Source organism: Capnocytophaga genosp. AHN8471 (assembly GCF_016806945.1).
GTDB lineage: Bacteria > Bacteroidota > Bacteroidia > Flavobacteriales > Flavobacteriaceae > Capnocytophaga > Capnocytophaga periodontitidis.
Genome location: NZ_JAESPJ010000005.1, coordinates 13040 through 38842 on the forward strand (window position 1 = coordinate 13040; position 25803 = coordinate 38842).

17 protein-coding genes and 1 riboswitch are annotated in these 25803 nt (G+C 40.4%); of the genes, 12 read left to right on the top strand and 5 right to left on the bottom strand.

The genetic code is table 11. The annotated features are described in order from the left end of the window. The first annotated feature begins 140 nt into the window (after positions 1 to 140). On the top strand, positions 141 to 1490 hold the full coding sequence (locus JMN12_RS01305) for an SWIM zinc finger family protein (protein ID WP_198466619.1): 1350 nt from the start codon (positions 141 to 143) through the stop codon (positions 1488 to 1490). Between the two features lie 8 nt (positions 1491 to 1498). Here JMN12_RS01305 and JMN12_RS01310 read toward each other — a convergent pair whose 3' ends face one another. Further along, complete coding sequence (locus JMN12_RS01310) at positions 1499 to 1954, bottom strand: hypothetical protein (protein ID WP_203136367.1); 456 nt, start codon at positions 1952 to 1954, stop codon at positions 1499 to 1501. 518 nt (positions 1955 to 2472) lie between these two features. On the opposite strand from JMN12_RS01310, the gene glgP reads away from it, so the two are divergent. The 10 genes from glgP (at position 2473) to JMN12_RS01360 (ending at position 21302) form a co-directional block, all read left to right on the top strand. After that, positions 2473 to 6717 carry an alpha-glucan family phosphorylase gene (gene glgP / locus JMN12_RS01315; protein ID WP_203136373.1) on the top strand — a complete coding sequence of 1415 codons (4245 nt, stop codon included), beginning with the start codon at positions 2473 to 2475 and terminating at the stop codon, positions 6715 to 6717. Between the two features lie 203 nt (positions 6718 to 6920). Beyond that, positions 6921 to 8285, top strand: coding sequence for an OmpA family protein (locus JMN12_RS01320; protein ID WP_203084068.1), 1365 nt, complete (start codon positions 6921 to 6923; stop codon positions 8283 to 8285). Between the two features lie 80 nt (positions 8286 to 8365). After that, positions 8366 to 10147: an excinuclease ABC subunit UvrC gene (gene uvrC, locus JMN12_RS01325; RefSeq protein ID WP_203084067.1), complete on the top strand. Its 1782-nt coding sequence runs from the start codon at positions 8366 to 8368 to the stop codon at positions 10145 to 10147. A gap of 75 nt (positions 10148 to 10222) precedes the next feature. Further along, a complete protein-coding gene (locus JMN12_RS01330) occupies positions 10223 to 12577 on the top strand; it encodes a hypothetical protein (protein WP_203084066.1) in 2355 nt (784 codons plus the stop codon). Positions 12578 to 12839: 262 nt separating this feature from the next. Continuing rightward, positions 12840 to 17129 (top strand): DNA-directed RNA polymerase subunit beta', encoded by a 4290-nt coding sequence (gene rpoC / locus JMN12_RS01335; protein WP_009412435.1) that lies wholly within the window; start codon positions 12840 to 12842, stop codon positions 17127 to 17129. Between the two features lie 3 nt (positions 17130 to 17132). After that, the gene (locus tag JMN12_RS01340) at positions 17133 to 17444 is read left to right on the top strand and encodes a DUF3467 domain-containing protein (RefSeq protein ID WP_009412436.1); all 312 of its coding nucleotides are present in this window, start codon (positions 17133 to 17135) and stop codon (positions 17442 to 17444) included. Between the two features lie 125 nt (positions 17445 to 17569). Further along, positions 17570 to 17660, top strand: a riboswitch (TPP riboswitch). Between the two features lie 95 nt (positions 17661 to 17755). Then, positions 17756 to 19918 (top strand): TonB-dependent receptor, encoded by a 2163-nt coding sequence (locus JMN12_RS01345; protein ID WP_203136378.1) that lies wholly within the window; start codon positions 17756 to 17758, stop codon positions 19916 to 19918. A gap of 88 nt (positions 19919 to 20006) precedes the next feature. Next, positions 20007 to 20294, top strand: a complete 288-nt coding sequence (locus JMN12_RS01350; protein ID WP_238423779.1) for a hypothetical protein — start codon at positions 20007 to 20009, stop codon at positions 20292 to 20294. Next, complete coding sequence (locus JMN12_RS01355) at positions 20266 to 20556, top strand: type II toxin-antitoxin system RelE/ParE family toxin (protein WP_198474147.1); 291 nt, start codon at positions 20266 to 20268, stop codon at positions 20554 to 20556. Before JMN12_RS01350 ends, JMN12_RS01355 begins: the two co-directional genes overlap by 29 nt. A 227-nt stretch (positions 20557 to 20783) precedes the next feature. Continuing rightward, positions 20784 to 21302 (top strand): hypothetical protein, encoded by a 519-nt coding sequence (locus JMN12_RS01360; RefSeq protein ID WP_203136380.1) that lies wholly within the window; start codon positions 20784 to 20786, stop codon positions 21300 to 21302. A gap of 21 nt (positions 21303 to 21323) precedes the next feature. Here JMN12_RS01360 and JMN12_RS01365 read toward each other — a convergent pair whose 3' ends face one another. Further along, on the bottom strand, positions 21324 to 21812 hold the full coding sequence (locus JMN12_RS01365) for a dihydrofolate reductase (protein ID WP_203094014.1): 489 nt from the start codon (positions 21810 to 21812) through the stop codon (positions 21324 to 21326). Between the two features lie 5 nt (positions 21813 to 21817). Further along, on the bottom strand, positions 21818 to 22243 hold the full coding sequence (locus JMN12_RS01370) for a 2TM domain-containing protein (protein WP_203136381.1): 426 nt from the start codon (positions 22241 to 22243) through the stop codon (positions 21818 to 21820). A 101-nt stretch (positions 22244 to 22344) separates the two neighbouring features. Between JMN12_RS01370 and JMN12_RS01375 the strand changes: the two genes are divergently transcribed. Continuing rightward, positions 22345 to 23658 carry a hypothetical protein gene (locus tag JMN12_RS01375; protein ID WP_203136382.1) on the top strand — a complete coding sequence of 438 codons (1314 nt, stop codon included), beginning with the start codon at positions 22345 to 22347 and terminating at the stop codon, positions 23656 to 23658. On the opposite strand, the gene JMN12_RS01380 is transcribed toward JMN12_RS01375, so the two are convergent. Both JMN12_RS01380 and JMN12_RS01385 read right to left on the bottom strand, forming a co-directional pair. Beyond that, on the bottom strand, positions 23655 to 25400 hold the full coding sequence (locus JMN12_RS01380; protein ID WP_203136384.1) for a PspC domain-containing protein: 1746 nt from the start codon (positions 25398 to 25400) through the stop codon (positions 23655 to 23657). The genes JMN12_RS01375 and JMN12_RS01380 overlap by 4 nt on opposite strands. A 3-nt stretch (positions 25401 to 25403) precedes the next feature. Then, positions 25404 to 25736, bottom strand: a complete 333-nt coding sequence (locus JMN12_RS01385) for a PadR family transcriptional regulator (protein WP_009412445.1) — start codon at positions 25734 to 25736, stop codon at positions 25404 to 25406. Positions 25737 to 25803: the final 67 nt, after the last annotated feature.

Genomic DNA, 25803 nt, shown 5'->3' on the forward strand with positions numbered 1-25803 from the left:
TACCATTATTATTTTTTTTAACTATAGCTGACCTACCTCCATAATTATCTCATTGGCAAATTTGCTAATTCACTAATTTGTTAATTAACAAATTATCCCTATCTTTGCCCCTCACACAAATCAACAAATCGACAAATCAAATGAACGACTTTGAATATGCTTATCCGTTTGCCTCTGTGATAGAAGAGGCGAGCGCTCACGAGAAGAATTTTATCTTTTCGCACTGTTCAGAACTCAAAGAAGACAATGCAGTGCCTTGTTTCTTCTGGGGGAGTATCACTCAACCTTTTGTGGTGGCTAAGTGTCTTGCTACACTGGCGAAGACCGTAGCCTCTCAGTTTGCTATCGCCCCAGGAGTGCTTGCAAAATTGCGTGACCCCATTATCTCGGTGGGGAATGGTGAATTGCTTTTTGAGGGCTTCTCCTCTTGCAATAGCGTCTATGCCCGTGTAGGGTTGCGCAACGATGTGTTAGACGGTGATTTTCTCCAAAGTGGTTGCACCAATATCGATTTCAACGATATAACCGTGCGTGCTTTCAATGCGGTAACCGCTTCCGAGAAAATGGTGCTTAGTGTAGGACAAAAGCAGACACACTTTATTACCGAGAAACACAAAACTGTAGAGAAAAAAGTAACCCTCCCCAACCGCTGGATCAAAGGCTTGGGTAATGTACAAGTATATCTTTCGGAGATGGATTTGGCATACCGCCTCAATAAAGCTGAAGCCATACAGCTCTTCCGTTCTTTGCCTAAACAAGCCGTGAAAAATGATTATTATTTGGTAAAACGCGGTGTTGGTTACACTTTTGCGCCTACCCCTACAGCGGGAGCTATCAAAATAGGAGGAGTGCACCGTCTCAACCTCTTACAAAGTTTACTTCTGCTTGCCGATAGTCTTTATGTATATCGCAGTAGCAGTGAGCAATCTGTTGCTTTTGTGTTGCATTTCAAAGGGGTAGAGATGCTTTTCTTACTTTCGGATAATGTATATCGAGGCTTTTCGGGCGAAGGAAAATACTTGGAGAATATGATTGAAGAGGTACCTATGGAATGGCTCGTGGGGATTAACAATTTCTTCAAAACTAACGAAGTGTTCTCACCAGCAATGGTAGCTATTGAAAACGATGTGAATATGGGTACAATGGCAACCCTACAAGCATCGCTTTCGAGTATCGGACTCTTGGGCTACAACCTCACCGATGGCAATTATTTCTACCGTCGTTTGCCTTTTAAACCGCAGCGATTGATAAGTCTGAACCCGCGTTTGCAAAATGCCAAAAAACTCACTGAAAATAATGAAGTACAAATCGTAGAACAACGCGGTGATTATGTGAAAGCCAATGTAAAAGGAACAGGAGGGGTTACCCATACCGTTATTCTTGACGGCGAGAAAGCACAATGCACTTGCAATTGGTACACCAATCACCAAACAAACAGAGGGTTGTGCAAGCACATTTTAGCTACCAAGATGATAAGTCAGAACAATTAAGAGTTTTGTTAAAAACTAAGATTAAAAAGATTCAAAGTAAAAGTAATAGTTAATCCTTCAAAGGAGGCTTTTTCTCTTAAAGGTATAGAATAGCCTATATGAGCGTTGTGTATATTAAAAAAAGAGAGTCCCATTCTGGGTTGTATAGCTTGAGTATTAATGGAGATTCCTGCTCCAAATATAAATATACTAGTTTCAAACCCTATTTCAGGGATTATCAGTACTTTATTAGAAGTGCTATCAAAATCTGACCCTATATGAGCACCTGCGTAAAAGGTTGAAGCTGTAGGAATGGCTAAAAAATAACCATTTCCTTCGTCAAAAGAATTGAGTGAAGCTCCTATAAAACCTAAGTTATGCGACTTGTTGCTATGGGTGAAAGCAGCTCTAACGCCAAAGTATTCAAAATCTTGAGCACTCCCTAACAAAGGAAGTAATAACAATAAAAAGAGTAGTTTTTTCATAAGAAAAGAATTTATTTATGACAAAAATAGCAATAATTTGTCAATTCTCATTGTCTTAATAAAACAAATTTGTACTACCTCACGGTATTCGTATTTAAAATAATAGACTTATGCTTTATTAATAAACTACAAAAAAAGTAGCGAATATTAGATGTTTTCTCTTTAAAATTTTACTTTTGCGGATTAGAAGCCGTCCAAAAAATCTCAAAATCACCTTTTTGTCCCTACACTTTGAAAAAGCTTACAGTTCTGATAATCAATCACTTTTAGAGTATGTTATGTAAGGGCGTTTTGCAAATGCCCTTACAAAAAATTTTTTGAACACCTTCAACGGAGGTTAAGCCTTTAAAAGCGAATGCTATTACCTCTTATCTCTTACCTAAAAAATTCTCCCCAAAAGTATTGTAATCAAAAAAAACTTTGTACCTTTGCAACATATTTTGTATAAAGAGAACATTAACTGCCACCTGACCCCTATCACCTAACACCTTACCACTAAAAACTAGCCACTAAATATAATGAGTATGACAAAGAAATTCAATCCCGACTATGTGTTCGAAACCAGTTGGGAAGTGTGCAACAAAGTTGGCGGTATCCACACCGTTATCGCTACTAAAGCCCCTGCTATTGCCAAAAAATTCAGAAGTAAATACATCTTGATTGGTCCTGATATTTGGCAACACAACGAAAATAAAGAGTTTGTAGAAAACCCCGAACTCTTCAAATCTTGGCGCACTAAAGCTGCCTCCGAAGGTTTGCGCGTGCGTGTCGGTAATTGGAAAATTGAAGATAACCCCATCGTCCTCCTTGTTGATTTCTCTCATTATATGAGCGCTAAAAACGATATCTTGCGCTACTATTGGGATAACTATAAACTCGACTCTTTTAGTAGCCCCTGGGATTATGTAGAATCAGTGCTCTTTGGATATGCCGTTGGAAAGGTAATCGAAAGTTTTGTGAAGTTCAACACTGCCTCACGCGAAAACGTAATTTGCCACTTCCACGAATGGATGACTGGTAGTGCCTTGCTCTATCTCGAAGAAACTATGCCTAAAATAGGCTCTGTTTTCACTACTCACGCCACCGTCGTAGGTCGTGCTATCGCTGGCAATGGCTACCCCCTCTACAACGATATGAAAAACTACAACCCCGAAGAAATGGCTTATCGTTTCGGGGTACAACACAAACACTTCCTCGAAAAAGAAACTACTAAAGTTGCCGATTGCTTCACTACTGTAAGCGAAATTACTGCTCAAGAAGCTCAGCATTTCCTCAGTAGAAAAACCGATATCATCACTCCTAATGGCTTCAACGATGCTATTGTCCCCGCCGATAAAGATTTCGATAAAAAACGCAAAATAGCTAAAGAACGCCTCATCAACGTCGCACAAGCGTTGGTAACTCAACCCATTAGTGAGAATACCAAAATCGTTGCTATCAGCGGTCGTTATGAGTTCCGCAACAAAGGAATCGATGCCTTTATCGATGCCTTAGGTGCTCTAAATCGCAACCCTAAAAACAAAAAAGAGCTCTTGGCTTATATACTTATCCCTACAGCCTACGACGCTCCTAACCAAGGATTGCTCAATAACCTCCAATCTCCCGAACAAACAACCCCTAACGAACAAAAACATCTCACTCACATCCTCCCCGATGTCTATAACGATGCCATTGTAAAACGCATCAACGAACAACAACTCTTCAACCGTAAAGAAGATAAGGTGAAAGTGATTTTCTGCCCAAGCTACCTCAATGGTAACGACGGCGTATTCAACCTCTCTTATTACGATTTGCTACTCGGTCTCGATGGTACCGCTTTCCCTTCTTACTATGAGCCTTGGGGCTATACCCCGCTCGAAAGTTTGGCTTTCAAAGTACCTACCATCACCACTACTTTAGCAGGATTTGGCAAGTGGGTAAACGACTACTACCCTCAAAAACAAAAAGCTATAGAAGTAGTCAATCGTACCGATAGCAACTATGGCGAAGTAGTAGGTGCCATCGCTAAAAACATACAAAATCTATTAGATAGCAAAGACGACGATTTCCAAGCTTTGCGCGAAACTGCCGCTAAAGTCTCCGAAATCGCCCTTTGGAAAAACTTAGTACAGTATTATATCAAATGTTACGAACTCACCCTCGAAAATATAGAGGATAGAGTAGAAAGCCTCCCTCCAGTAGAAACCGAAGGCGTAGCTTATTTAGAAAAATCCAAAGTGGTAAACACTCCTAATTGGCGTAGTGTGATCATCCACCGCGCTATCCCTGAAGCCTTACAACCCCTTGAGGAACTCGCCAAAAACCTTTGGTGGTGCTGGAATGATGAGGCTTACGAGGTGTTCAAATATATTGATAAAGCAAAATGGATAGAAGTGCGCAAAAACCCTATCGCTCTACTCGATAGCATCTCCCTCTCTCGTTACAAAGAGTTGGAAAACGATACTGTTTTTATGCGTAACCTCTCTAAAGTATATGGTGATTTTCAAGAATATATGGCTAAAAAAGCCGAAATGGTAAGCCCCTCTATTTCATATTTTAGTATGGAATATGGCTTGCACTCTTCTTTGAAAATCTACTCAGGAGGTCTGGGTGTCTTGGCGGGCGACTATCTGAAAGAAGCCAGCGACAAAGCTACAAAAATCACTGGGGTTGGATTGCTATACCGCTATGGCTATTTCACCCAAAAACTCTCCTCAGCAGGTAACCAAGAAGCCGACTACGAGGCTCAAGATTTCTCTAAAATCCCTGTAACTCCTGTATTCGACCCCGAAACAGGTAAGTGGATAGTGATCTCTATCGAGCTCCCTGGGCGTACCCTCTATGCCCGCGTATGGCGCGTTGATGTAGGTCGTATAGAACTCTATCTCCTCGATACCGATTTCGAAAATAACCGAGAAGACGACCGTTCTATCACACACCACTTGTACGGTGGCGACTGGGAAAACCGACTCAAACAGGAAATGCTCTTAGGCTTAGGCGGTATCAAAATGTTGCGAAAATTAGGTATCGATAGTGATATTTACCACTGCAACGAAGGACACGCTGCTTTCATCGGTTTAGAACGTCTTAGCGAATTTATCGAACACAACAACCTTACTTTCTCTGAGGCAATGGAGGTGGTACGCGCTTCTTCTCTCTTCACTACGCACACTCCTGTACCTGCAGGTCACGATGCTTTTGAAGAAGGTTTATTGCTCGCTTATCTCGGTAATTATACCGATAAATTGCACGTGAATTGGGAACAAATCCTCGCTCTCGGTAAAATCAACCTGAGCGACCCTCACGAGAAATTCTCAATGAGTAACCTCGCCGCCAACCTCTCTCAGGAAGTCAATGGAGTGAGCTGGCTACACGGTGAGGTGAGCAAAGAAATCCTCAAAGATTTGTGGCCTGGCTATATGCCTGAAGAATCGCATATTAGCTATGTGACCAACGGAGTACACCAACCTACCTGGACAGCCGGTCTCTGGAAAGAAGTGGAAAACGAAGTCTTTGGTAAAGACTACAAAACTCACCACTACGACCCTAAGAGCTTTGAAGGTATCTACAAAGTATCCGATCAACGCGTGTGGGAAATCAAAACAGCCCTCCGCTCTAAACTCTTGCGCCGCGTCGAACAAAAATTGCGCTTAGAGAAAAATACTCCCTATTTCTCTCCTCGCCAATTAGTCGAAATCAAAGAAAACTTGCGTGAGGACATCCTTACCATTGGTTTTGCACGCCGCTTTGCGACCTACAAACGCGCACACTTGCTCTTTACCAATATAGAACGTTTAGATAAAATCGTAAATAATCCTGAACGCCCTGTACAATTCATATTCGCTGGTAAAGCTCACCCTGCCGATAAAGCGGGGCAAGATTTGATTAAAAATATTGTCGAAATCTCTAAATTACCACAATTCTTAGGTAAAATATTGTTCATTCCTAACTACGATATGGAACTTGCACGCCACATGGTACAAGGAGTCGACGTATGGATGAACACCCCTACACGTCCGCTCGAAGCTTCAGGAACCAGTGGTGAAAAGGCAGCAATGAATGGTACTATGCACTTCAGCGTACTCGATGGTTGGTGGGTAGAAGGCTACCGCGAAGATGCCGGTTGGGCACTGCCAATGGAACGTTCCTACGAAAACCAACAATATCAGGACGAAATGGACGCTGAAACCATTTATAATATCATCGAAGACGAAATTGCACCTATATTCTACGATAAGAATAAAGATGGTGTTTCATCTCGCTGGTGCGCCCTTATCAAAAATACAATCGCCAAAGTCGCTGTGAATTTCACCACTACGCGTATGCTCACCGATTACGAAAACCAATACTATTACCCTATGACCGAACGCGTAAATAAACTGAAAGACAATCAGTTTGTAACTGCTATCGAGCTCTCTAATTGGAAACGAAAAGTAACCCAAGAATGGGATAATATAAAGGTAGTCAATTTCAAAGTCCCTAATCGAAACGAACAACTTATCTCTATAGGAAAAAACTATAAAGGCGAAATTACTTTAGAATTAGGCGAATTGCGCCCTGAAGATGTAGGTGTAGAACTCGTCGTCGCTCAACAAAAAGATGATAAGTTTAAAGTCCTCTCTACTAGTGAGTTCTCTGTAGTAGCTCAAGAAGGTAATAAAGCTACCTATCAATTAGAGATAGCTTCCGAATATCCTGGTGCTTTACACTTAGCAATACGTATTTTCCCTAAAAATAATTTATTGCCACACCGCCAAGATTTTGCCTTGGTAAAATGGTTGTAAAACATTTTTAATTAATTCGTAATCAAGTAAATAACAACAAACGAGGCAAGATATAATACTGTTTTAAACACTCTGTTTTTAAGTCTTTTTTTTAGTTCTTATCAATTTTAACAAAAAAAAATAACCTTAAAAATTTATAGATATTAAAATAATACTTATATTTGCCCCCAAATTTAAATAGTAATCAAAATTCATTTTTAAGTATGAAGAAAATCAAATTAACTTTATTTGCTTTGGCTGCTGCTTTTTCAGTAGGAGTTCAAGCGCAAGATGAAAACAGTCCTTGGCAGATAGGATTTGGAGTAAATACAGTTGATATACGTACTCCAGATGCTTTTGGGGACTTGATGAAAGACTGGGGTGGACCAAGTGATATCAACATCCTTCCCGCTGTTTCTCGTCTTTCTGTAGGTAGATACATTGGTGCCGGTTTCTCTGCTGAATTATCTGGATCATTGAACAAAATCGAAAAAGGTTTCGGTTATAGCAAAGATCTTGACAATAAAGTAGATTTGTCTTTTTGGGCTGCCAATTTAGCTGTGAAATACCACTTGAACTCTCTTTGGAAAGCCGCAAGATGGTTTGACCCATTCTTACAAGTAGGTGGTGGATATGCCGCTATCGATAACGAAGGTAAATTCCGCGCTTTAGGCGGCGGTGGTGTAAACTTCTGGTTTACCGAAAATATCGGTATCAACTTGCAAACTGCCTACAACCCAACTTTCAAATCTGATTCTCAAGAAGACTACTTCCAACACGCTGCTGGTATTACCATTAAATTCGGTAAAAAAGACCGCGATAAAGATGGCGTAGCCGATAAAGATGACCTTTGTCCAGACGAACCAGGTAAAAAAGAATTGAACGGTTGTCCTGACCGCGATAACGATGGTATTGCTGATAAAGACGACGCTTGTCCAGACGAAGCTGGTCTCCCTGAATTAAAAGGTTGCCCTGATAGAGATGGTGACGGTATCGCTGATAAAGATGACGCTTGCCCAGACGAAGCTGGTCTTAAAGAATTCAACGGTTGCCCTGATACCGATGGTGACGGTGTTGCTGATAACGTAGACCAATGTAAAGACGTAGCTGGTCCTAAAGAAAACAATGGTTGCCCTTGGCCTGATACCGATGGTGACGGTGTACTTGATAAAGACGATGAATGCGTTGATAAACCAGGTCCTGCTTCTAACAACGGTTGCCCTGAAGTAACTCAAGAAGTTCAAAAGAAATTGAACGACTTCGCAAAAACTATCTTGTTCGATGTAAACAAAGCTACTATCCGTCCTGAATCAGCTACTGTATTGAACAATATCGTTGAAGTATTGAACGAATACAAAAACGCTAAATTCTCAATAGAAGGTTATACTGATACAAGTGGTAACAAAGCTAAAAACCAAAAACTTTCTGAAGATAGAGCTTATTCAGTTAAAGCTTACTTAATTGATAAAGGTATAAACCCTGCTCGTCTTACTGCTAAAGGTTTTGGTCCTGAAAAACCTATCGCTTCTAACAAAACTAAGAAAGGTAGAGAACTTAACCGCCGCGTTGAAATCAACTTGGTAAAATAGTTTTAGGAACGTTTTTATCTTTATAAAACCAAAAAAAGAGGCTGCCACTTTCGGTAGCCTCTTTTCTATCTCTAACCCTTATGTCCATAGATATTCAATTACAAACCTTGCCTAATAACCCTGGCGTCTACCAGTTCTATGACGCCTCCGATACCCTTATCTATGTAGGCAAAGCTGTCAATCTCAAAAAACGCGTCTCCTCTTATTTCCAAAAAGAACACGATAATGCTAAAACACGCATTTTGGTACGCAAAATCGTACGTATTGAGCACATCGTGGTAGCTACCGAAAGCGATGCTTTACTACTCGAAAACAACCTTATTAAAAAATACCAACCTCGCTACAACATTCTTTTGAAGGACGATAAAAGCTATCCGTGGATATGCGTGAAAAAAGAACGCTTTCCTCGTGTCTTCTCCACACGGCGAGTAGTGAAAGACGGATCCTTGTATTTCGGCCCCTATACCAGTATGAAAACGGTGCATACACTTTTAGATTTGATAAAAGAACTCTTTCCCTTGCGCAATTGCAACTACGATTTGTCACCCCAAAACATAGCTAATCACAAGTTTAAAGTGTGTTTGGAATACCATCTAAAAAATTGCAAAGGACCTTGTGAAGGATACCAAAGCGAACAAGATTATAATAATAATATCCAGCAAATAGTCGAAATTCTCAAAGGAAATTTCAAAGACGCGCTTAAGCACTTCAAAGAAGAAATGATGACATTAGCTGCCGAAATGCGTTTTGAAGAAGCGCATCTCATCAAACAGAAAATACAAAGTTTAGAAAACTACCAAGCTAAATCTACCATTGTGAGTAGTAAAATTACCAATGTCGATGTATTCTCTATCGTTTCCGATGAAGAATATGGGTATGTAAATTTCTTGCAAGTGGCTTATGGAGCGATTGTGCGCGCTCATACTTTGGAGATTAAAAAGAAATTGGACGAGACTGATAGAGAGCTTTTAGAATATGCTATTATTGATATTCGCGAACGTTTCTTCTCTGTATCTAAGGAAATTATCGTACCTTTTGATGTAACCCTTTCTGACGGATTGCAAGCCACCATCCCTAAAGCAGGTGAGAAAAAACAACTTTTGGAACTCTCTTTGCGCAATGCCAAACACTTCCGTCAAGATAGGTTCAAACAAGAAAAAATACTAGACCCTGAACGCCATACAAACCGCATCCTTACCCAGATGCAACGCGATTTGCACCTCTCAGTCCCTCCTGTGCATATAGAGTGTTTCGATAACTCTAATATTCAGGGCACGAACCCTGTATCAGCTTGTGTAGTCTTTAAAAATGCCAAACCAAGTAAAAAGGACTATCGCCATTTCAATGTAAAAACCGTTGAAGGGCCTAACGATTTTGCTTCTATGGAAGAAGCTGTCTACCGCCGTTACCGCCGTTTGTTAGACGAACAGCAACCGCTGCCTCAACTTATAATCATTGATGGAGGTAAAGGGCAACTCTCATCAGCTCTAAAAGCCTTAGAACAGTTAGAATTGCGCGGTAAGATAGCCATTATAGGCATTGCCAAACGTTTAGAGGAAATTTATTTTCCTGAAGATAGTGTCCCTTTGTATTTAGATAAGCGTTCCGAAACTCTGCGTGTAATTCAGCAATTGCGTGACGAAGCACACCGTTTTGGTATTACGTTCCACCGCCAAAAACGCAGCAAATCAGCTATCGTATCCGAACTCGATGGGGTAGGGGGGATAGGCGATAAAACCAAAGAAACGCTCCTCCAACACTTCAAATCCGTAAAACGCATCCGTGAGGCTACATTAGAAGAACTCACAAAAGTCGTAGGTTTTAGAGGAAAAAAAGTCTATGAGTATTTTCATCATCCGTAATTCGCTAATTTTCTAATTTGCTAATTTGCCAATTATTACATATCTTTGCACTTTCATCATCAATAATTTTAAGTAGTGAAGTATTGTTTCTACATAATAACCTTGCTCTTTTTGGTTGCTTGTACTTCTAAAGAAAAAAAAGCAACCCTCACCCCTTTTACTTTTCCCGAAAATACTGAGCTCATCTACCATATCAACAACCGCGACAACTTCCTGAGTGCCCTTACGAACAATAGCTTTTGGAAAACTCATAACCCTCGTACATTGCGCTTGCACGAAGTAAAACTCTTAGGAACTTTACCCGTAAATGATGATATATGGGTAGCATTTTCTACTGAAGGCAATTGCTTTTTTATTTGTAAAAAAGAAAATAACGAGAAATCAGCTATTTGGAAAAACGCCTCTGCACAAGTGCAAAAACAAGCCTTGTTTGGCAAAGAGTGGTTCTATACAATTTATGGTGATTACTTGCTTATCAGCGATGGCGAAAAACTTTCTGAGTACACCTCTTTAAACAAACAAAACAAGAGCGATGCTCAACAGGATTTAGAAAAACTACAACAAATTAGCGGTACTGAATGTGTAGCAAACCTATTTTTGCAAAAAAACGCCGCCAATGATTATTTCGAACCTTTCTTTGGTGAAAAACTACTTGCTAATTGCAAAAATTGGGTAGCTTTTGATCTCTTTTTAGAAGAAAATAATGTGCGTCTCAACGGGGTAACTACTATTGATAAAGAGGCAAATACCGATGTGATGCTCCACACTGTCCCCTACCAAAACAATGCGCTAAGCCTAATGCCTGCCCGTGTGCTCAGCATCAGTGCTTACACTTTTGACGATGCCGAAAAACTAACACAAAACGACAGTATAGCACAAGAAAGTCCCTTTAGAACTTCTATCAATGGGGTTGCTTTTGGGCGCGTAACCGAAGGTCAATTTGCAGTAGTTTCCTCATTTGATGTAGATGAAACCCTCCAACAACTACCCGTGCTCTCCGAGGATTTCCAATACAACTTCCCGATGTACGAACTCAACCCCGACCTGCCCGTCGGTTTCTTCACTTCATTTGTAAAAGATTTCATTCCGCGTTATGCAGGTGTCTATCAAAAGCAATTGGTACTCACCAAAACCAAAGAACTACTTATCTCTGTAGTGAACGATATGCAGCGAGGGAATGTGTTATCAGCGAATAAAGCCTTTGGTTTATTAGAGGAAAACAGCGCTTCAAATGTTACTTTCTCCCGCATTGCCAATCTTTACGACAACCCTTCTTTTAGCAGTCGTTTTCCTGCAATAGCCGAAAATTACCGTTGGGCTCTCTTCCAACAAACACCTCAAAACGACTATTACGTGCTGAATTTTGTAAGTGAAAAACAAACTGAAAGCACCCTTTCTGATGAGATGCGCGAGCGTTTCCGCTTTGCCTTAGACGATGTTATGGCAAGCGAGCCCGTCATTCTCTTAAATCACCGCACCAAGCGATTGGAAATCGCTGTGCAAGATGAGAATAACTACCTTTATCTCATAGGTAATAACGGATCACTATTGTGGAAAAAACGCTTAGACGGAAAAATACAAAGCCCTATTTATCAAGTAGATTTATTTAAAAATGGCTTCCTGCAAATGGCTTTCACTACCGAAAAATCTATTTGGGTCGTCGATCGCAATGGCAAGGAGGTAGCCCCTTTCCCTTTGCAGTATAAAAATCCTATCACCCCCTTAGAAGTCTTTGATTACGAAAGTAATCGTGAATATCGATTCCTATTTGCCGAAGGTAATACTCTTCACCTTTTAGATAAGAAAGGTCAAGAAGTGAAAGGCTTTAACCAGCGCGCTAATGGAAAACCTTTGTTTACCCCTAAACACTATCGGTTCAATGGAAAAGACTATCTCATTTACTCATCTAACAATGGCACTTTCAACATTTTGCACCGCAATGGCGAGCAGCGTATTACAGTGAAAGGCACCTATAGTTTTTCTAACAATCCGCCTTTGGTGTTAGGTGACCTCTTTATGTTCACTAATAGTGATGGTACGCTTATCTCTATAGACGAAAAAGGTGGAATGACCCGCAAAAACCTATCGCTTACCGAACCTTTTTATTGGGGCGGCAACCGCTATGTACTTACCTCACTTTCAGGAAATATACTCACTATAGGTAATCAGCGTATCGAACTCCCCGAAGGAAAATACAGCCGTCCTAAATTGTTTCGCATTCGCGGAATGAACTACGTATCAGTAACCGAACAGAATACTCAAAAAGCTTACCTATACGACGAAAAAGGCAACTTGCTAAAAGATTTTCCCGTAGAGTCTATTTCTCCCATCGCTATAGATGTAGATTACGATAAGTCTATTTGGGTAGTCACCGAAAAAAGCACTACCGAATTGATATTGTACACAATGAAACAATTCGCTAATGAGTAGATCAATTACCTTTACTTTGATAACTGCGATAATTCTGAGAATTCCTCTTGCCTTACAGTAATTCCCTAATTTGCTAATTCCCTAATTCTCTAATTTGCTAATTTCCCAACCCTCAACTACTTAAAAACTTTTTAAAAAAATATTTCCAAAAAACTATTGCCATTTCAAAAAATAGTAGTACTTTTGCACGATATTTTGTAAATAGGCTTCGTGGGGACTCCCCAATGAGGCCACATAAACTTATTATATTCACCATAACAATATGGCAAGAGAAAAAACAACAGCTGTTCCTAAATTTGATAAAATTTCGATCGGTTTAGCCTCCCCCGAATCTATTTTAGCCGTTTCACGCGGCGAGGTTACTAAACCCGAAACTATCAACTACCGTACTCACAAACCTGAACGCGATGGGTTGTTTTGTGAGCGTATTTTCGGTCCCGTAAAGGACTATGAATGTGCTTGTGGTAAATACAAACGCATTCGCTATAAAGGTATCGTTTGCGACCGTTGTGGCGTCGAAGTTACCGAAAAAAAAGTACGCCGCGAAAGAGTGGGTCATATCAACCTCGTAGTGCCTATCGCTCACATTTGGTATTTCCGCTCACTACCTAACAAAATCGGCTATTTGTTAGGGCTCCCTTCCAAAAAGTTGGATATGATTATCTACTACGAGCGCTATGTAGTTATCCAACCTGGGATTGCCAAAGGCCCAGAAGGTGAAGATTTACAATATTTAGACTTCCTTTCAGAAGAAGAATACCTCGCTATTACCGAGAGTCTTCCCGCTGATAACCAATACTTAGAAGATACCGATCCTAATAAGTTTATCGCTAAAATGGGCGCCGAGTGTCTCCTCGAACTCCTCGAACGTTTGGATTTAGACGCACTTTCTTACGACTTGCGCCACAAAGCTAACAACGAAAGTTCTAAACAACGCAAAACCGAAGCGCTCAAACGCTTACAAGTGGTAGAAGCGTTCCGCGAATCTCAAAAAAACCGCGAAAACAAACCTGAATGGATGATAATGAAGGTGATTCCTGTAATCCCACCTGAATTGCGCCCATTGGTACCGCTAGATGGAGGTCGTTTTGCAACTTCCGACCTCAACGACTTATACCGCCGTGTAATCATCCGCAACAACCGCCTCAAACGCTTGATGGAAATCAAAGCACCTGATGTGATTTTGCGCAACGAAAAACGTATGTTGCAAGAGTCTGTTGATTCACTCTTCGATAACACTCGTAAATCATCAGCAGTTAAAACCGAATCTAATCGTCCGCTCAAATCCCTTTCCGATTCATTGAAAGGTAAACAAGGGCGTTTCCGTCAGAACCTCCTCGGTAAACGTGTGGACTACTCTGCGCGTTCCGTTATTGTGGTAGGTCCTGAACTCAAAATGTATGAATGCGGTTTGCCAAAGAATATGGCAGCCGAACTCTATAAACCGTTTGTAATCCGTAAGCTCATCGAGCGCGGTATCGTAAAAACGGTGAAATCAGCTAAAAAAATCATCGACAAAAAAGAACCTGTAGTATGGGACATCTTGGAGAACGTGATCAAAGGTCACCCTGTCCTCCTCAACCGTGCCCCTACATTGCACCGTTTGGGTATTCAGGCATTCCAGCCTAAACTTATCGAGGGGAAAGCTATCCAGTTGCACCCATTGGTGTGTACAGCGTTCAATGCCGACTTCGACGGTGACCAGATGGCGGTGCACTTGCCTCTTGGCCCTGAGGCTATCCTCGAAGCTCAACTCTTGATGTTGGCTTCTCACAATATCCTCAACCCTGCCAATGGTTCACCTATTACGGTACCTTCACAAGATATGGTCTTGGGGCTTTACTACATCACCAAAGGTCGTAAATCTACCCCTGAGTATCCTGTCAAAGGCGAAGGTCTCACTTTCTATTCTGCCGAAGAGGTAAATATCGCTTACAACGAAGGCAAATTGAGCCTCAACGCTTTCATCAAAGTGAAAGTACGCGACCTCGACGAAAATGGCAATGTGTATTACCCCGTAGTAGAAACTACTACTGGGCGTGTGCTCTTCAACGAGCTCGTGCCTTTAGAAGTGGGCTATGTAAACGAAGTACTTACTAAAAAATCTCTCCGCGACATCATCGGTCGTATCCTCAAAGCAACCAGCATCCCTGTAACAGGTGACTTCTTGGATAAAATCAAGAATATGGGGTACCGTTTTGCCTTCAAAGGTGGATTGTCATTCAGTTTAGGGGATATCATCATCCCACAAGAAAAAGCCGATATGATTGCTGAAGCTAACGGTCTCGTTGATGGTATTATGATGAACTATAATATGGGGCTCATCACCAATAACGAACGTTATAACCAAGTGATTGACGTGTGGACATCTACTAATGCGCAACTCACCGAATTGGCGATGAAACGCATCAGTACCGATCAACAAGGATTCAACTCTGTGTATATGATGCTTGACTCCGGAGCGCGTGGTTCTAAAGAACAGATTCGTCAGCTTACCGGTATGCGTGGTTTGATGGCTAAACCTAAAAAATCAAGCGTTGGAGGGGGCGAAATCATCGAGAACCCTATCTTGTCAAACTTTAAAGAAGGTTTGTCAATCCTCGAGTACTTCATCTCTACCCACGGGGCTCGTAAAGGTCTTGCCGATACTGCTTTGAAAACTGCTGACGCAGGTTACTTAACTCGTCGTTTGGTCGATGTATCTCAAGACGTAATCATCAACACCGAAGATTGTGGTACCTTGCGCGGGGTAGAAGTACGTGCCCTCAAAAAGAACGAGGAAGTAGTAGAAACTCTTGGCGAGCGCGTTTTAGGACGTGTGTCGCTCCACGATGTCTACAACCCTCTCACCGAAGAACTCATTGTGGGTGCTGGTGAAGAAATTACTGAAAAAATAGTAGATAAAATAGAAGCCGCTCCTATCGATATGATAGAAGTGCGCTCTGCACTTACCTGTGAAGCTAAACACGGTATTTGTGCAAAATGTTACGGTCGAAACCTTTCTACCGGTCGTATGGTACAGAAAGGGGAAGCCGTAGGGGTAGTTGCTGCCCAATCTATCGGTGAGCCTGGTACTCAGCTTACCTTGCGTACTTTCCACGCGGGGGGGGTTGCCGGTAACGTATCCGAAGAAAACAAAACCGAAGCGCGTTTCGATGGTATCATCGAAGTAGAAGATTTGCGTGTGGTAAGCGGTAAAGATAATGAACAAAACCCTGTAGATGTGGTGGTTCGTTCTTCTGAACTCCGCGTTCTTGACCCCACTACTAAAATGGTGCTTCAAACACACGATATCCCTTATGGAGCTCACATCTTTGTAAAAGACAAAGAAGAAGTGAAAAAAGGCACTTTGCTCTTCCAATGGGATCCGTACAACGCCGTAATCATCTCCGAATATTCTGGTAAAATCGCTTACGAAGATATAGAACAAGGGGTTACTTACCAAGTAGAAATCGACGAGCAAACAGGCTTCCAAGAAAAAGTGATTGTTGAATCACGTAATAAAAAACTGATTCCTACCTTGCTTATCGTCGATAAAAACGGCGAAACACTACGTTCTTATAACTTGCCTGTGGGAGCTCACATTATGGTGGATAACAATAGCAAAATTGAAGAAGGTAAAGTACTCGTGAAAATACCGCGTAGCTCTGCCAAAGCTGGGGATATCACAGGAGGTCTTCCTCGTGTTACCGAGCTCTTCGAAGCACGTAACCCATCAAACCCTGCTATCGTATCCGAAATCGACGGGGTAGTATCATTCGGTAAAATCAAACGTGGTAATAAAGAGGTTATCGTTACTTCTCGTTCAGGTGAGGAACGCAAGTACTTAGTAAAACTTTCAAGCCAAATCTTGGTACAAGAAAACGACTTTGTACGTGCAGGCAAACCACTCTCCGATGGTTCTGTAACTCCTGATGATATCTTGCGTATCAAAGGACCTTCAGCAGTACAACAGTACTTAGTAAACGAAGTACAAGAGGTATATCGCTTGCAAGGGGTGAAAATTAACGATAAACACTTTGAGGTTATCGTTCGCCAAATGATGCGTAAAGTCGAAATTCAAGACCCAGGGGATACCCTCTACCTCGAAGGTCAGTTGGTTCACAAAGACGACTTTATCGAGGAAAACGACCGCTTGTTTGGTAAGAAAGTAGTAGAAGACGCCGGAGATTCCGAAAACTTACAAGCAGGACAAATAGTGAGCCTCCGCGAATTGCGCGATGAAAACTCACTCCTTAAACGCTCCGATAAGAATTTGGTTATCGCTCGCGATATCATCCCTGCTACCGCTATGCCAGTGTTACAAGGTATTACACGCGCTTCATTGCAAACCAAATCGTTCATCTCAGCAGCTTCTTTCCAAGAAACTACTAAAGTGTTGAACGAAGCAGCAGTAAGTGGTAAAATAGATACCCTCGATGGCTTGAAAGAAAACGTAATCGTTGGTCACCGTATCCCTGCTGGTACCGGACTTAAAGAATACGAGAAAATCATCGTCGGATCTAAAGCGGATATGGAACAATCTGTAGTCGAAAAGAAAAAATCACGATAAACAATGGACGAAGTAGAAGAAAAAGAAGGACAATTGAGCATCGAGCTCGACGATAAAATTGCTAAAGGAGTGTACTCTAATTTGGCGATTATCAACCACTCATCTACCGAGTTTGTAGTAGATTTTGTGAGCGTAATGCCAGGGATGCCTAAAGGGAAAGTGCGCAGTCGCATTATCCTTACCCCTGAGCACGCCAAACGATTGCTATTTGCTTTAGATGATAATATCCAAAAGTTTGAACAAGCTAATGGAGCAATCTCTAACAGCGACGACCGTCACGCCATCCCTCTGTTTGGCATAACCGGACAAGCCTAATTAACGAATAGCTAACAAGCTAATAATACTTTGCCAAAGATGTAAACAGCCCGTATGGCTCACATCTTTGGCAATTTTTTTCGTCATTCATCATTCGTATTTCGTAATTATTTTGTACTTTTGCGCCGTCTCATAAGGGGTGCTGTAATAGGCTGAGATTATACCCATTGAACTTGAACGGATAATCCCGTTGAAGGAATGAAACTAAGCAATTGGAGCTTGTTTTTGCTTTTGGGTAGCATAAACAGGCTTTTTTATTTTATTAACACACCAAATAATAGCCTCTTTTATTTGTAAATATTTATTTTACAATGAAAAATGTACTTTTGTACACTGCTATTTGCCTTACTACATCGGCAATGGCACAACAGACAATAGAGCCTGACTCTATCGTCCCTTCACCTAAGCCCATTCAGTTAGACGAAGTATTAGTATCGTCCGTGAGGGCTACCAAAAAACTTCCCGTAACCTTTTCTAACCTCTCTAAAGAGGAAATTAAGACCAAAAATTTCGGTCAGCAGTTGCCTTTGTTGTTAGGTCAGTTACCTAATGTGGTGAGCTATTCCGAAGATGGTTCGGGCTTTGGTAGTAGCAATATGTTTGTACGCGGGAGCGATTTGTACCGTACTAATGTTACTATCAACGGTGTACCGCTCAATGACTCCGAATCACAAGGGGTATTTTGGTACAATCTCTCCGACTTTGCTTCTTCTGCCGAAAGTATACAGTTGCAACGCGGGGTAGGAACCTCTTCTAATGGAGCAGGAGCTTTTGGCGCAAGCCTCAACGTCCTCACCGATGCTGTACAAGAGCAGGCATCAGGAGAACTCGCTAACTTCTACGGCAGTTATAATACTCATAAACACAGCCTTAAACTTTCCACCGGAAAACTCAACGACCGTTTTGAACTCAGCGGACGCTTTTCGGTAATCAAGAGTGATGGATATCGCGACCGTGCTTCCTCCGACCTTAAATCTTACTTCTTGCAAGGTGCTTATAGTCACGGAGGTACTCTCATCAAAGGATTGGTGTTTGGTGGCAAACAAAGTGTATATCTCACTTATTTAGGAGTGGATAAAGAAACTTTGAATAGCAATCGCCGTTACAATCCTGCGGGTGAATACAAAGATGCCGCTGGTAACAAACGTTTCTACGACAACGAAACTGATAACTATCAGCAAGACCACGCCCAACTGCACTGGACGCAACAGTGGAATACTGCGTGGCATACGCAACTCTCCTTTCACTACACCAAAGGCAAAGGTTATTGGGAAAACTATGAGAAGAAAAAATATTCTAAGGTAGGATTGCCCAAAGTACTCGACGGGGCTGGCAAGGAACAAGAAGCATACATCATTCACCAACAAGGATTGAACAACGATTTCTGGGGTACTACTTTTTCGGCGAACTATCAGAAAAACGATGTACAACTGCTCTTTGGAGGATTGCTCAATCGCTATGAAGGCTCGCATTACAAAGATTTGCTATGGGCAGAAAAAGCGTCTTTTGTGTATGGCAATCGTTATAGTTACGAAGGACTCAACACCAAAGAAGAAGCGGCAGGTTATAGCAAACTCACTTGGCAATTTGCCCCTAAATGGAGCCTGTTTGCCGATGTACAATTCCGTTACGTAGGGTATAAAGCGAATAAATACAAAATAGACGAAAGCCTTAACAGTTTCAACCCTAAAGCGGGTCTTACCTTCTTTTTGAATGAGCACAACGACCTTTACCTCTCTTATGCTCGTGCTACCAAAGAGCCTAACCGCTCCGATTACAAGAGTTATTACGAAGCCTTACAGGACGACCCCAATGCTAAAAAACCTATCGCAGAGAAACTCAACGATATCGAACTCGGTTGGCGACTCACCACCCCAAAAGTACGTTTGAATCTCAATGGGTATTATATGGGCTATGAAGACCAATTAGTGCTTTCAGGTAAGCTCAATAGCACCGGTTATCCTATCCGTGAGAATGTGGGTAAGAGCTATCGTGCAGGAATTGAAGCCGATGCGATGGTGCAACTCTCAGAGCGTTGGTTGTGGTCACCTAACGTAGCTTTTAGCAAAAATATAAACAAAGATTATAAGAGTCAGGATGCTGAGGTAGCCACTCGCACTATTAGTTGGGGTGATACTCGCATTTCGTATTCTCCTGATGTAGTGCTCGGTAATACGATTACTTTTATACCTATTGAGGGTTTTCAAATAGGGTTGATTTCTAAATATGTGGGTGCACAATATGTAGATAACACCGAGCGTGAGGAAGCCAAACTCGATGCTTATTTCGTGAATAACCTCAGTTTGCAATACGAGTGGAAGCCTAAAAGCACTTTCAAATCGGTATTGTTTTCGGTAATGGGTAATAATATTTTCAATACCAAATACACTCCTTACGGCGATAACGGCTATGGAATGGTGTATATTCCCGCTGCCGAAGCCAATTACTTAGCAGGCGTAACGCTTAGTTTTTAGGTATATTGTAGGGGCGTTTTGCAAACGCCCTAGTAAGAAAGTTGTAAATTAGTAAATTATTCATACCTTTGCAAAAAATATGAGATGTATGAGAACAACCACTAATTACAATGAAGAGGGAGTGAAAATGCTCAATTATAATATAAAATTCCCTGAAACAGACTTGCCTGCTTTTGAAACATTTTTTAAAAAATATAACGTAGAAGTAGCCCCTATTGATGAGGAGGATGATTTTTACTATGAATTATCAGCTGAAGAATTACAGAAAATAGAAAAAGCAAGAGAGCAATCAAGGCTTGGAATGACTGTAAGCAGTGAAGAACTCCATAAAGAATTGAGAGAGAGATATGGAAGTAAGATGGAATTTAGAGGCTAAGCAAGATTTTTATAATACCCTTGACTATTGGGAAGAACATAATGGTTCTTTTGAATACTCTCTTAAAATAATTCGAGCAGTGGAAGCTTTGGAAATAGAACTCTCTGAAACACCTTATTTTTTGGCTAAATATAGTAGCACATTAAAATTATATAAGAAGTATTTTTTAGATAAAAGATTTGTTGTTTACTATGATGTTATTGAGGAACAGAAAGTTGTAATAATTCAATACTTCAGAAGTTCAAAACAAAAACCTTTATAATATAAAAAAGGCTGTCTAAATAGACAGCTTTTTTATTTGCGCCACTACACTTTGCTAAAGTTTCAGACTTTGGCAAAGTTAACTACTCTGATTATCAATAACTTTTAGAGTATTTTATGTAGGAAAGTCAGCGATAGCTGAGTATGTGCTGCAAACGCCTACACAAAAAATAAAACTTTTTAGATAGAATTTAATTGTTATCTTTGCCTAAAATAAAACACTTTACAATGAAAAAACTCTTATTCTTGGTTATTATAGTACTATGTGAGTGTACAGATAGCCCCTCTAAACAACAAGGGAACAAGATTGATAATTCTATAACTCCACTATTCTCATTTCATTGTAGTGATTATGGAGATCCAAAGTTCGATACAAAGATTTATATCAATGATAGTTTGCTTATTATAAAACATTATGGAGTAGCCCATTCTGAAAAAATAATCGTCGATAGCACTACAACCATTGCTCTAAAAGGAAAGGTAGTCCCTACAGAAAAACATTACTTATATCTGCGAGAAATGGCAAAAATGACTCAAGTTCCTATAAACAGTTTTGTGAAAATCGATTGTAATTATAAAAATATACCCCATTATATAAAAGATACTGAGCGTACTAAAATATGGGGGTGTAATGCAATAGATATTACAGGAGATGGGAAAGAAGAAATTTTTGTGATAGAAAGTGCTCCTGATTATTGGGATAGTTTGAGTTCATATATTACAGTCTATCCAAGTGAGATAAAATAACTATTTCTTACTTCTTACTTCTTACCTTTTTAAGTATTTCTCAAAAGTAAATCTATAAGCGTGTTTTTCGTCTTTTTCAAAGGGTTCAGAGCTTACCAACTCCCATTCTTCAGTGTTAAATTCAGGAAAGAACACATCAGCTTCGGGGAAAATATGGTCTACACGAGTGAGTTCTATCACATTGGCAATAGGCAGTGCTTGTGCGTAGATTTCACCCCCTCCAATCACATAAGGAGTGGGGTCTAAGGCAAGCGCTTTCGCAATAGCTTCCTCTAAAGAATTTACTGCGATAATCCCCTCTTTTGCATAGTCTTTTTGGCGCGTAATCACTATATGGGTACGATTGGGCAAAGGTTTAGGAAAGGTCTCAAACGTTTTCCTCCCCATAATAATACAATGCCCTGTGGTGAGGCGTTTGAAATGTTTGAAATCTTCTGGCAGATGCCAAAGCAACTCGCTTCCTTTACCTAAAGCATTGTGCTTATCGGCGGCAGCTATAAGAGTAATCATAGAATTTACACTGTAGGATTTGAATTGGAAGTAGAACTTTGTGCGGTTTGTTCAGCTGCTAATTCGCGTTGCGCTTGTTCCTTTTGTGCCGCAAATTCTTTTTCTACAGCAGCTTCTATTTTAATGAGTTTCTTTTGTTGAACCGCAACGAGATGTTCACGTTGTTTTTCTTGCCATTCTTTACCCAAAAAACGATTAAAAACAAATACATTCATCGCGTGCCATAGCCAGAGGAAAAGCCAAAGAAGGCTTGCCCATATATACCAATTGTAGTCTACCCCATAGTCTAATACTTTATTGGCTACTGCAAAAAATATGCAGCCTAAAACCATTACAAAAAAATGGATATACAAAAGTCTTTTTTGTTTAAGACGCTTTTCTATATTTTTGAAAAGTTCGTATTGTTCGGAAGTGAGTTGAGTGTCTGCCATTTTTATGTATCTTTTTAAAATTCAGGCGCAAAAATAAGAATAATTTGTGAATTAACCAAATAGTTCTTACTTTTGTCATTTCATTAGTGAATTAGTAATTTATGATCATACAAATACGTTCCAACAATCCTCATTTATTGGATGTTCTCAACAAAAACCCTAATACCGATTTTGGTATCTATGCCAAATCTCTCCGCAATGGGCAACTCATAGGTAATGCAGTAAGTGCGCATCAGTATGACGTAGTATTCCAAGATACGCGCTATAGTTACCTACCCGAAGAGAGCAATCAGATAGATTTTCAAAGTTATTGCTCACCTTTGGTGATTTTGCATTGCTGCAATGAGTTTTTTAAAGACCAATTACAGGAAAAAGAAACTTACTTTAGTCAGGAAATCAAATGGTTAGGAAAAACACGCCGCGAGGTGGACAACCAGCCCTGTACTATTGAAGTGAAGAACCTCTATATCAATTCTTCTTGGTATAGTAGCGGACACTTTTTGATGGAACGTTATTTCAAAAATTGCCAAATCACCCCTCTTATCGGTAATAATGTAGCCCTTAAAGTAGAAGGGAAAACTATCTTCGAGGCGCTCAACTTACTCAGCTTTATAGCCGTGATTACGCATATTACCAACGAGTATGGCGAATATACTTATATCGACGACTTTTTCGCCCAAAAATACGCACGTATCCTCACCAATATAGACGATGTGCCTTATTTCGTGTTCTACCTCTTTATCAAGCGCGCCGTGAAGAGCGAACGCCAACTCAATGAAATTAAACCTGCTTTCGAGGCCTATTTCAAAGCTAAAGGGCTCAATATTGAGTTCCAATTTACCGATACTCACGGCAGCCGTATGGAGTTTGCGGTGAAGGAGTTTGGTTTCGATTTCCCTATTTTGGATATCGGTTGTGGTGAACTGAAGTACTATCGTCGTTTTATGCGCAAAAACTACAGTTATAACCACCCTTATTTTGCTACCGATATAGATCCTGCTGTAGCCGAGTATGCCAAGAGTCTTTCTTACAAAATGGATACTGATAACCTTGTGTTCCTGCGCAGTTTAGACGATTTTGCTTACCAAAAACCGGTGAATATCCTCCTTACTGAAGTGATTGAACACAATACCCCCAACGATGCAAAGGCATTAGTGGATAAGTGCTTGCAAATTCCTTTTTACAAAATGATTATCACCACCCCCGATAGTAGGTTCAACAAGTATTATTTTGATGACCCTGAGAATGCTATCCGCCACGCCGACCACCATTTTGAGTGGAACGACGAGGAGTTTCGCGCTTTCATTAGTGAGGTGCTCACACCCTATCCTCAGTACGAAGTGCGCTATGTAGGTATAGGTGATAAAATCAATGGCGTATGCCCCACCCAAGCCGCTGTAATCGTTAATTCTTAATTGTTACTTGTTACCTGAATAACGGAGTCTTTAGTAACTTTGTATAGAGCATTCTTTTCGAGAATAGGATGCCATTTTCGAAACATATAGAACTGCCTATTAACAATAGTTTTTACGTATTTGCCCGCAGGTACACATAAACTTACTTTCACTTCTTGATCTCTAAACACATTGCCTTTTTTCAGTGTATAATGGTTAGGAAGCTCTATTACATTCTTGTTGAACTCTATAGGAAACTCTAACCGAGAAGCGTTCTCGGTAGCCTCACTCACAGTTCTCCCTTTAGATTTTTTAGTGATTAAAAGGTAGGGTAGTGAATCGTTAGTGGGTTGTATATCAGTGAAGTATATATTATTTCTCAAATCAACCCCTCTTTCGTGTAGCGATACAAATCCATCATAAGGTGTAGAGGCTTTTTCACTGATAACCAAAGTATCGGCGGTAGAGGTGATGGGTATTTTTGTTTCTACTTCACTTGCTGTTACAAATTCTTTACCTACACTTCCTAATACGGTGAGTAAAAGCATTATCCCCACCACTAAACAGAGCACATTAGCCACTACCCACGCTTTAGGCGTACGAAATCCTTTGGCAAAAAGTTTAAGAGCTAATAACACTATTAATGAGATAGGCACTAACAACAGTAAACCTGAAGCGAGGTACAATACAACAACTTGCCATTGATGCGCCAATAGATAAGGTAAGTAATCACTTAGGGTAAGCAGGGTAACACCGCCAGCAATAGTTGCGCCAAAGATACTGATAATCGTACCTATAAGTGCTATAAACAGAGGAATACATATCACTATAGCTATGAAATAGAAAACACCTTTGAGTAACATAAAGAAAAAGTTACTTCGCTGAGGAGATGTTATTGCTGTATCCGAAGTTTTTAAAGAATGAACCTCTTCAGTAGCCAAAGTAGGATTTTTAAGTACTACCGCTAAGATAAAATAGCCGATAATTGCCAATACACCCATTTGATGAAAAATAGGCAAAGAAAATAAAACTACTGCTACATAAGCAATGCGTAACCAAGTGCTATTGATAGATAGATAAAGAGCAAGTCCCCCTAAAACTCCCGCTATTTTCTTGTCAGTAAGGCTTTTCGTCCACTCTCTTCTCTGTGAAGGAAAGCTTGTTTTGAAATTAGATAAGGTATCTAGATTTACTTCCTCACCTTTCATTTCAAGTTTTTCAGAAGTTGTAACAGCTGCTGGAACTACACCCCAAAAGATGAAATACAATACAATAAGGGTAGAAGTAAACGAAATGCCTTTGCCATTAACGCTGAAAGCAAAAAAAGAAATATTAGCAAAAATGAGTAAGGCAAAAACAATACGCAGTAGCGTAACATCCCATTTAAAATAATGACTGATGCCCGAAAGTACACCACCTAATTTTTTGTCATCTATATCTCTGTAGAGTTTTCTACCTTTAAAAGAGTTAGAAAACTGAGGAGTAGAGGCAGTATTTTCCTCATCATCAACGTATTGTTCAGGACGACCTAAAACGCTTATTAGGTATTGAATATCTTGGCTGATAACCACTTCACGTCCTTTCATTTGGTCTTTGAGCAGTTCAGCCATACGCTGTTCAATGTCGTATAGAATTTCGTCTTTATCGGCATTGGTACTTAGATGTTTATGCACCTCAACAAGATAGGTGTTGAGAGCGTTGTAGGCAGTTTCTTCAATTGTAAAAGAAAAACCACCCAAACTGATGTTTTTTACTTTATCCATAATCTAAATGAGTTTGTTTATCATAGTTTGTAATTCACGCCACGCTTTTACAGTTTCTTCAAGAAAGCGTTTGCCTCCTTCGGTAAGCACATAGTATTTGCGTGGAGGCCCCGAGGTCGATTCTTTCCATTGGTAGGCGAGTAGTCCAGCGTTCTTCAGTCGGGTGAGAAGTGGGTAGAGCGTACCTTCTACCACAATCATATCGGCAGATTTGAGGGCATCTATGAGGTCGGAAACATAGGCTTCTTTACTTTTGTTGATAGCCGAGAGTATACACATCTCTAAGATACCTTTGCGCATTTGTGTTTTAATTTTTTCAGTATTGATTTCTTCCATAATTCTGTAGATTTATCAATTCGAGGGCAAAGTTATGGTAAAAAATAGTAATATGCAATACATAGTA

Excerpts from the sequence above, each read along its gene's own strand:
- uvrC (WP_203084067.1), top strand. The coding sequence starts at position 8,366 with ATGTCCATAGATATTCAATTACAAACCTTGCCTAATAACCCTGGCGTC.
- JMN12_RS01355 (WP_198474147.1), top strand. The coding sequence starts at position 20,266 with ATGGAAGTAAGATGGAATTTAGAGGCTAAGCAAGATTTTTATAATACC.
- JMN12_RS01305 (WP_198466619.1), top strand. The coding sequence starts at position 141 with ATGAACGACTTTGAATATGCTTATCCGTTTGCCTCTGTGATAGAAGAG.
- JMN12_RS01345 (WP_203136378.1), top strand. The coding sequence starts at position 17,756 with ATGAAAAATGTACTTTTGTACACTGCTATTTGCCTTACTACATCGGCA.
- JMN12_RS01360 (WP_203136380.1), top strand. The coding sequence starts at position 20,784 with ATGAAAAAACTCTTATTCTTGGTTATTATAGTACTATGTGAGTGTACA.
- rpoC (WP_009412435.1), top strand. The coding sequence starts at position 12,840 with ATGGCAAGAGAAAAAACAACAGCTGTTCCTAAATTTGATAAAATTTCG.
- JMN12_RS01385 (WP_009412445.1), bottom strand. The coding sequence starts at position 25,736 with ATGGAAGAAATCAATACTGAAAAAATTAAAACACAAATGCGCAAAGGT.
- JMN12_RS01350 (WP_238423779.1), top strand. The coding sequence starts at position 20,007 with ATGAGAACAACCACTAATTACAATGAAGAGGGAGTGAAAATGCTCAAT.
- JMN12_RS01380 (WP_203136384.1), bottom strand. The coding sequence starts at position 25,400 with ATGGATAAAGTAAAAAACATCAGTTTGGGTGGTTTTTCTTTTACAATT.
- JMN12_RS01375 (WP_203136382.1), top strand. The coding sequence starts at position 22,345 with ATGATCATACAAATACGTTCCAACAATCCTCATTTATTGGATGTTCTC.
- JMN12_RS01340 (WP_009412436.1), top strand. The coding sequence starts at position 17,133 with ATGGACGAAGTAGAAGAAAAAGAAGGACAATTGAGCATCGAGCTCGAC.
- JMN12_RS01310 (WP_203136367.1), bottom strand. The coding sequence starts at position 1,954 with ATGAAAAAACTACTCTTTTTATTGTTATTACTTCCTTTGTTAGGGAGT.
- JMN12_RS01320 (WP_203084068.1), top strand. The coding sequence starts at position 6,921 with ATGAAGAAAATCAAATTAACTTTATTTGCTTTGGCTGCTGCTTTTTCA.
- glgP (WP_203136373.1), top strand. The coding sequence starts at position 2,473 with ATGAGTATGACAAAGAAATTCAATCCCGACTATGTGTTCGAAACCAGT.
- JMN12_RS01365 (WP_203094014.1), bottom strand. The coding sequence starts at position 21,812 with ATGATTACTCTTATAGCTGCCGCCGATAAGCACAATGCTTTAGGTAAA.
- JMN12_RS01370 (WP_203136381.1), bottom strand. The coding sequence starts at position 22,243 with ATGGCAGACACTCAACTCACTTCCGAACAATACGAACTTTTCAAAAAT.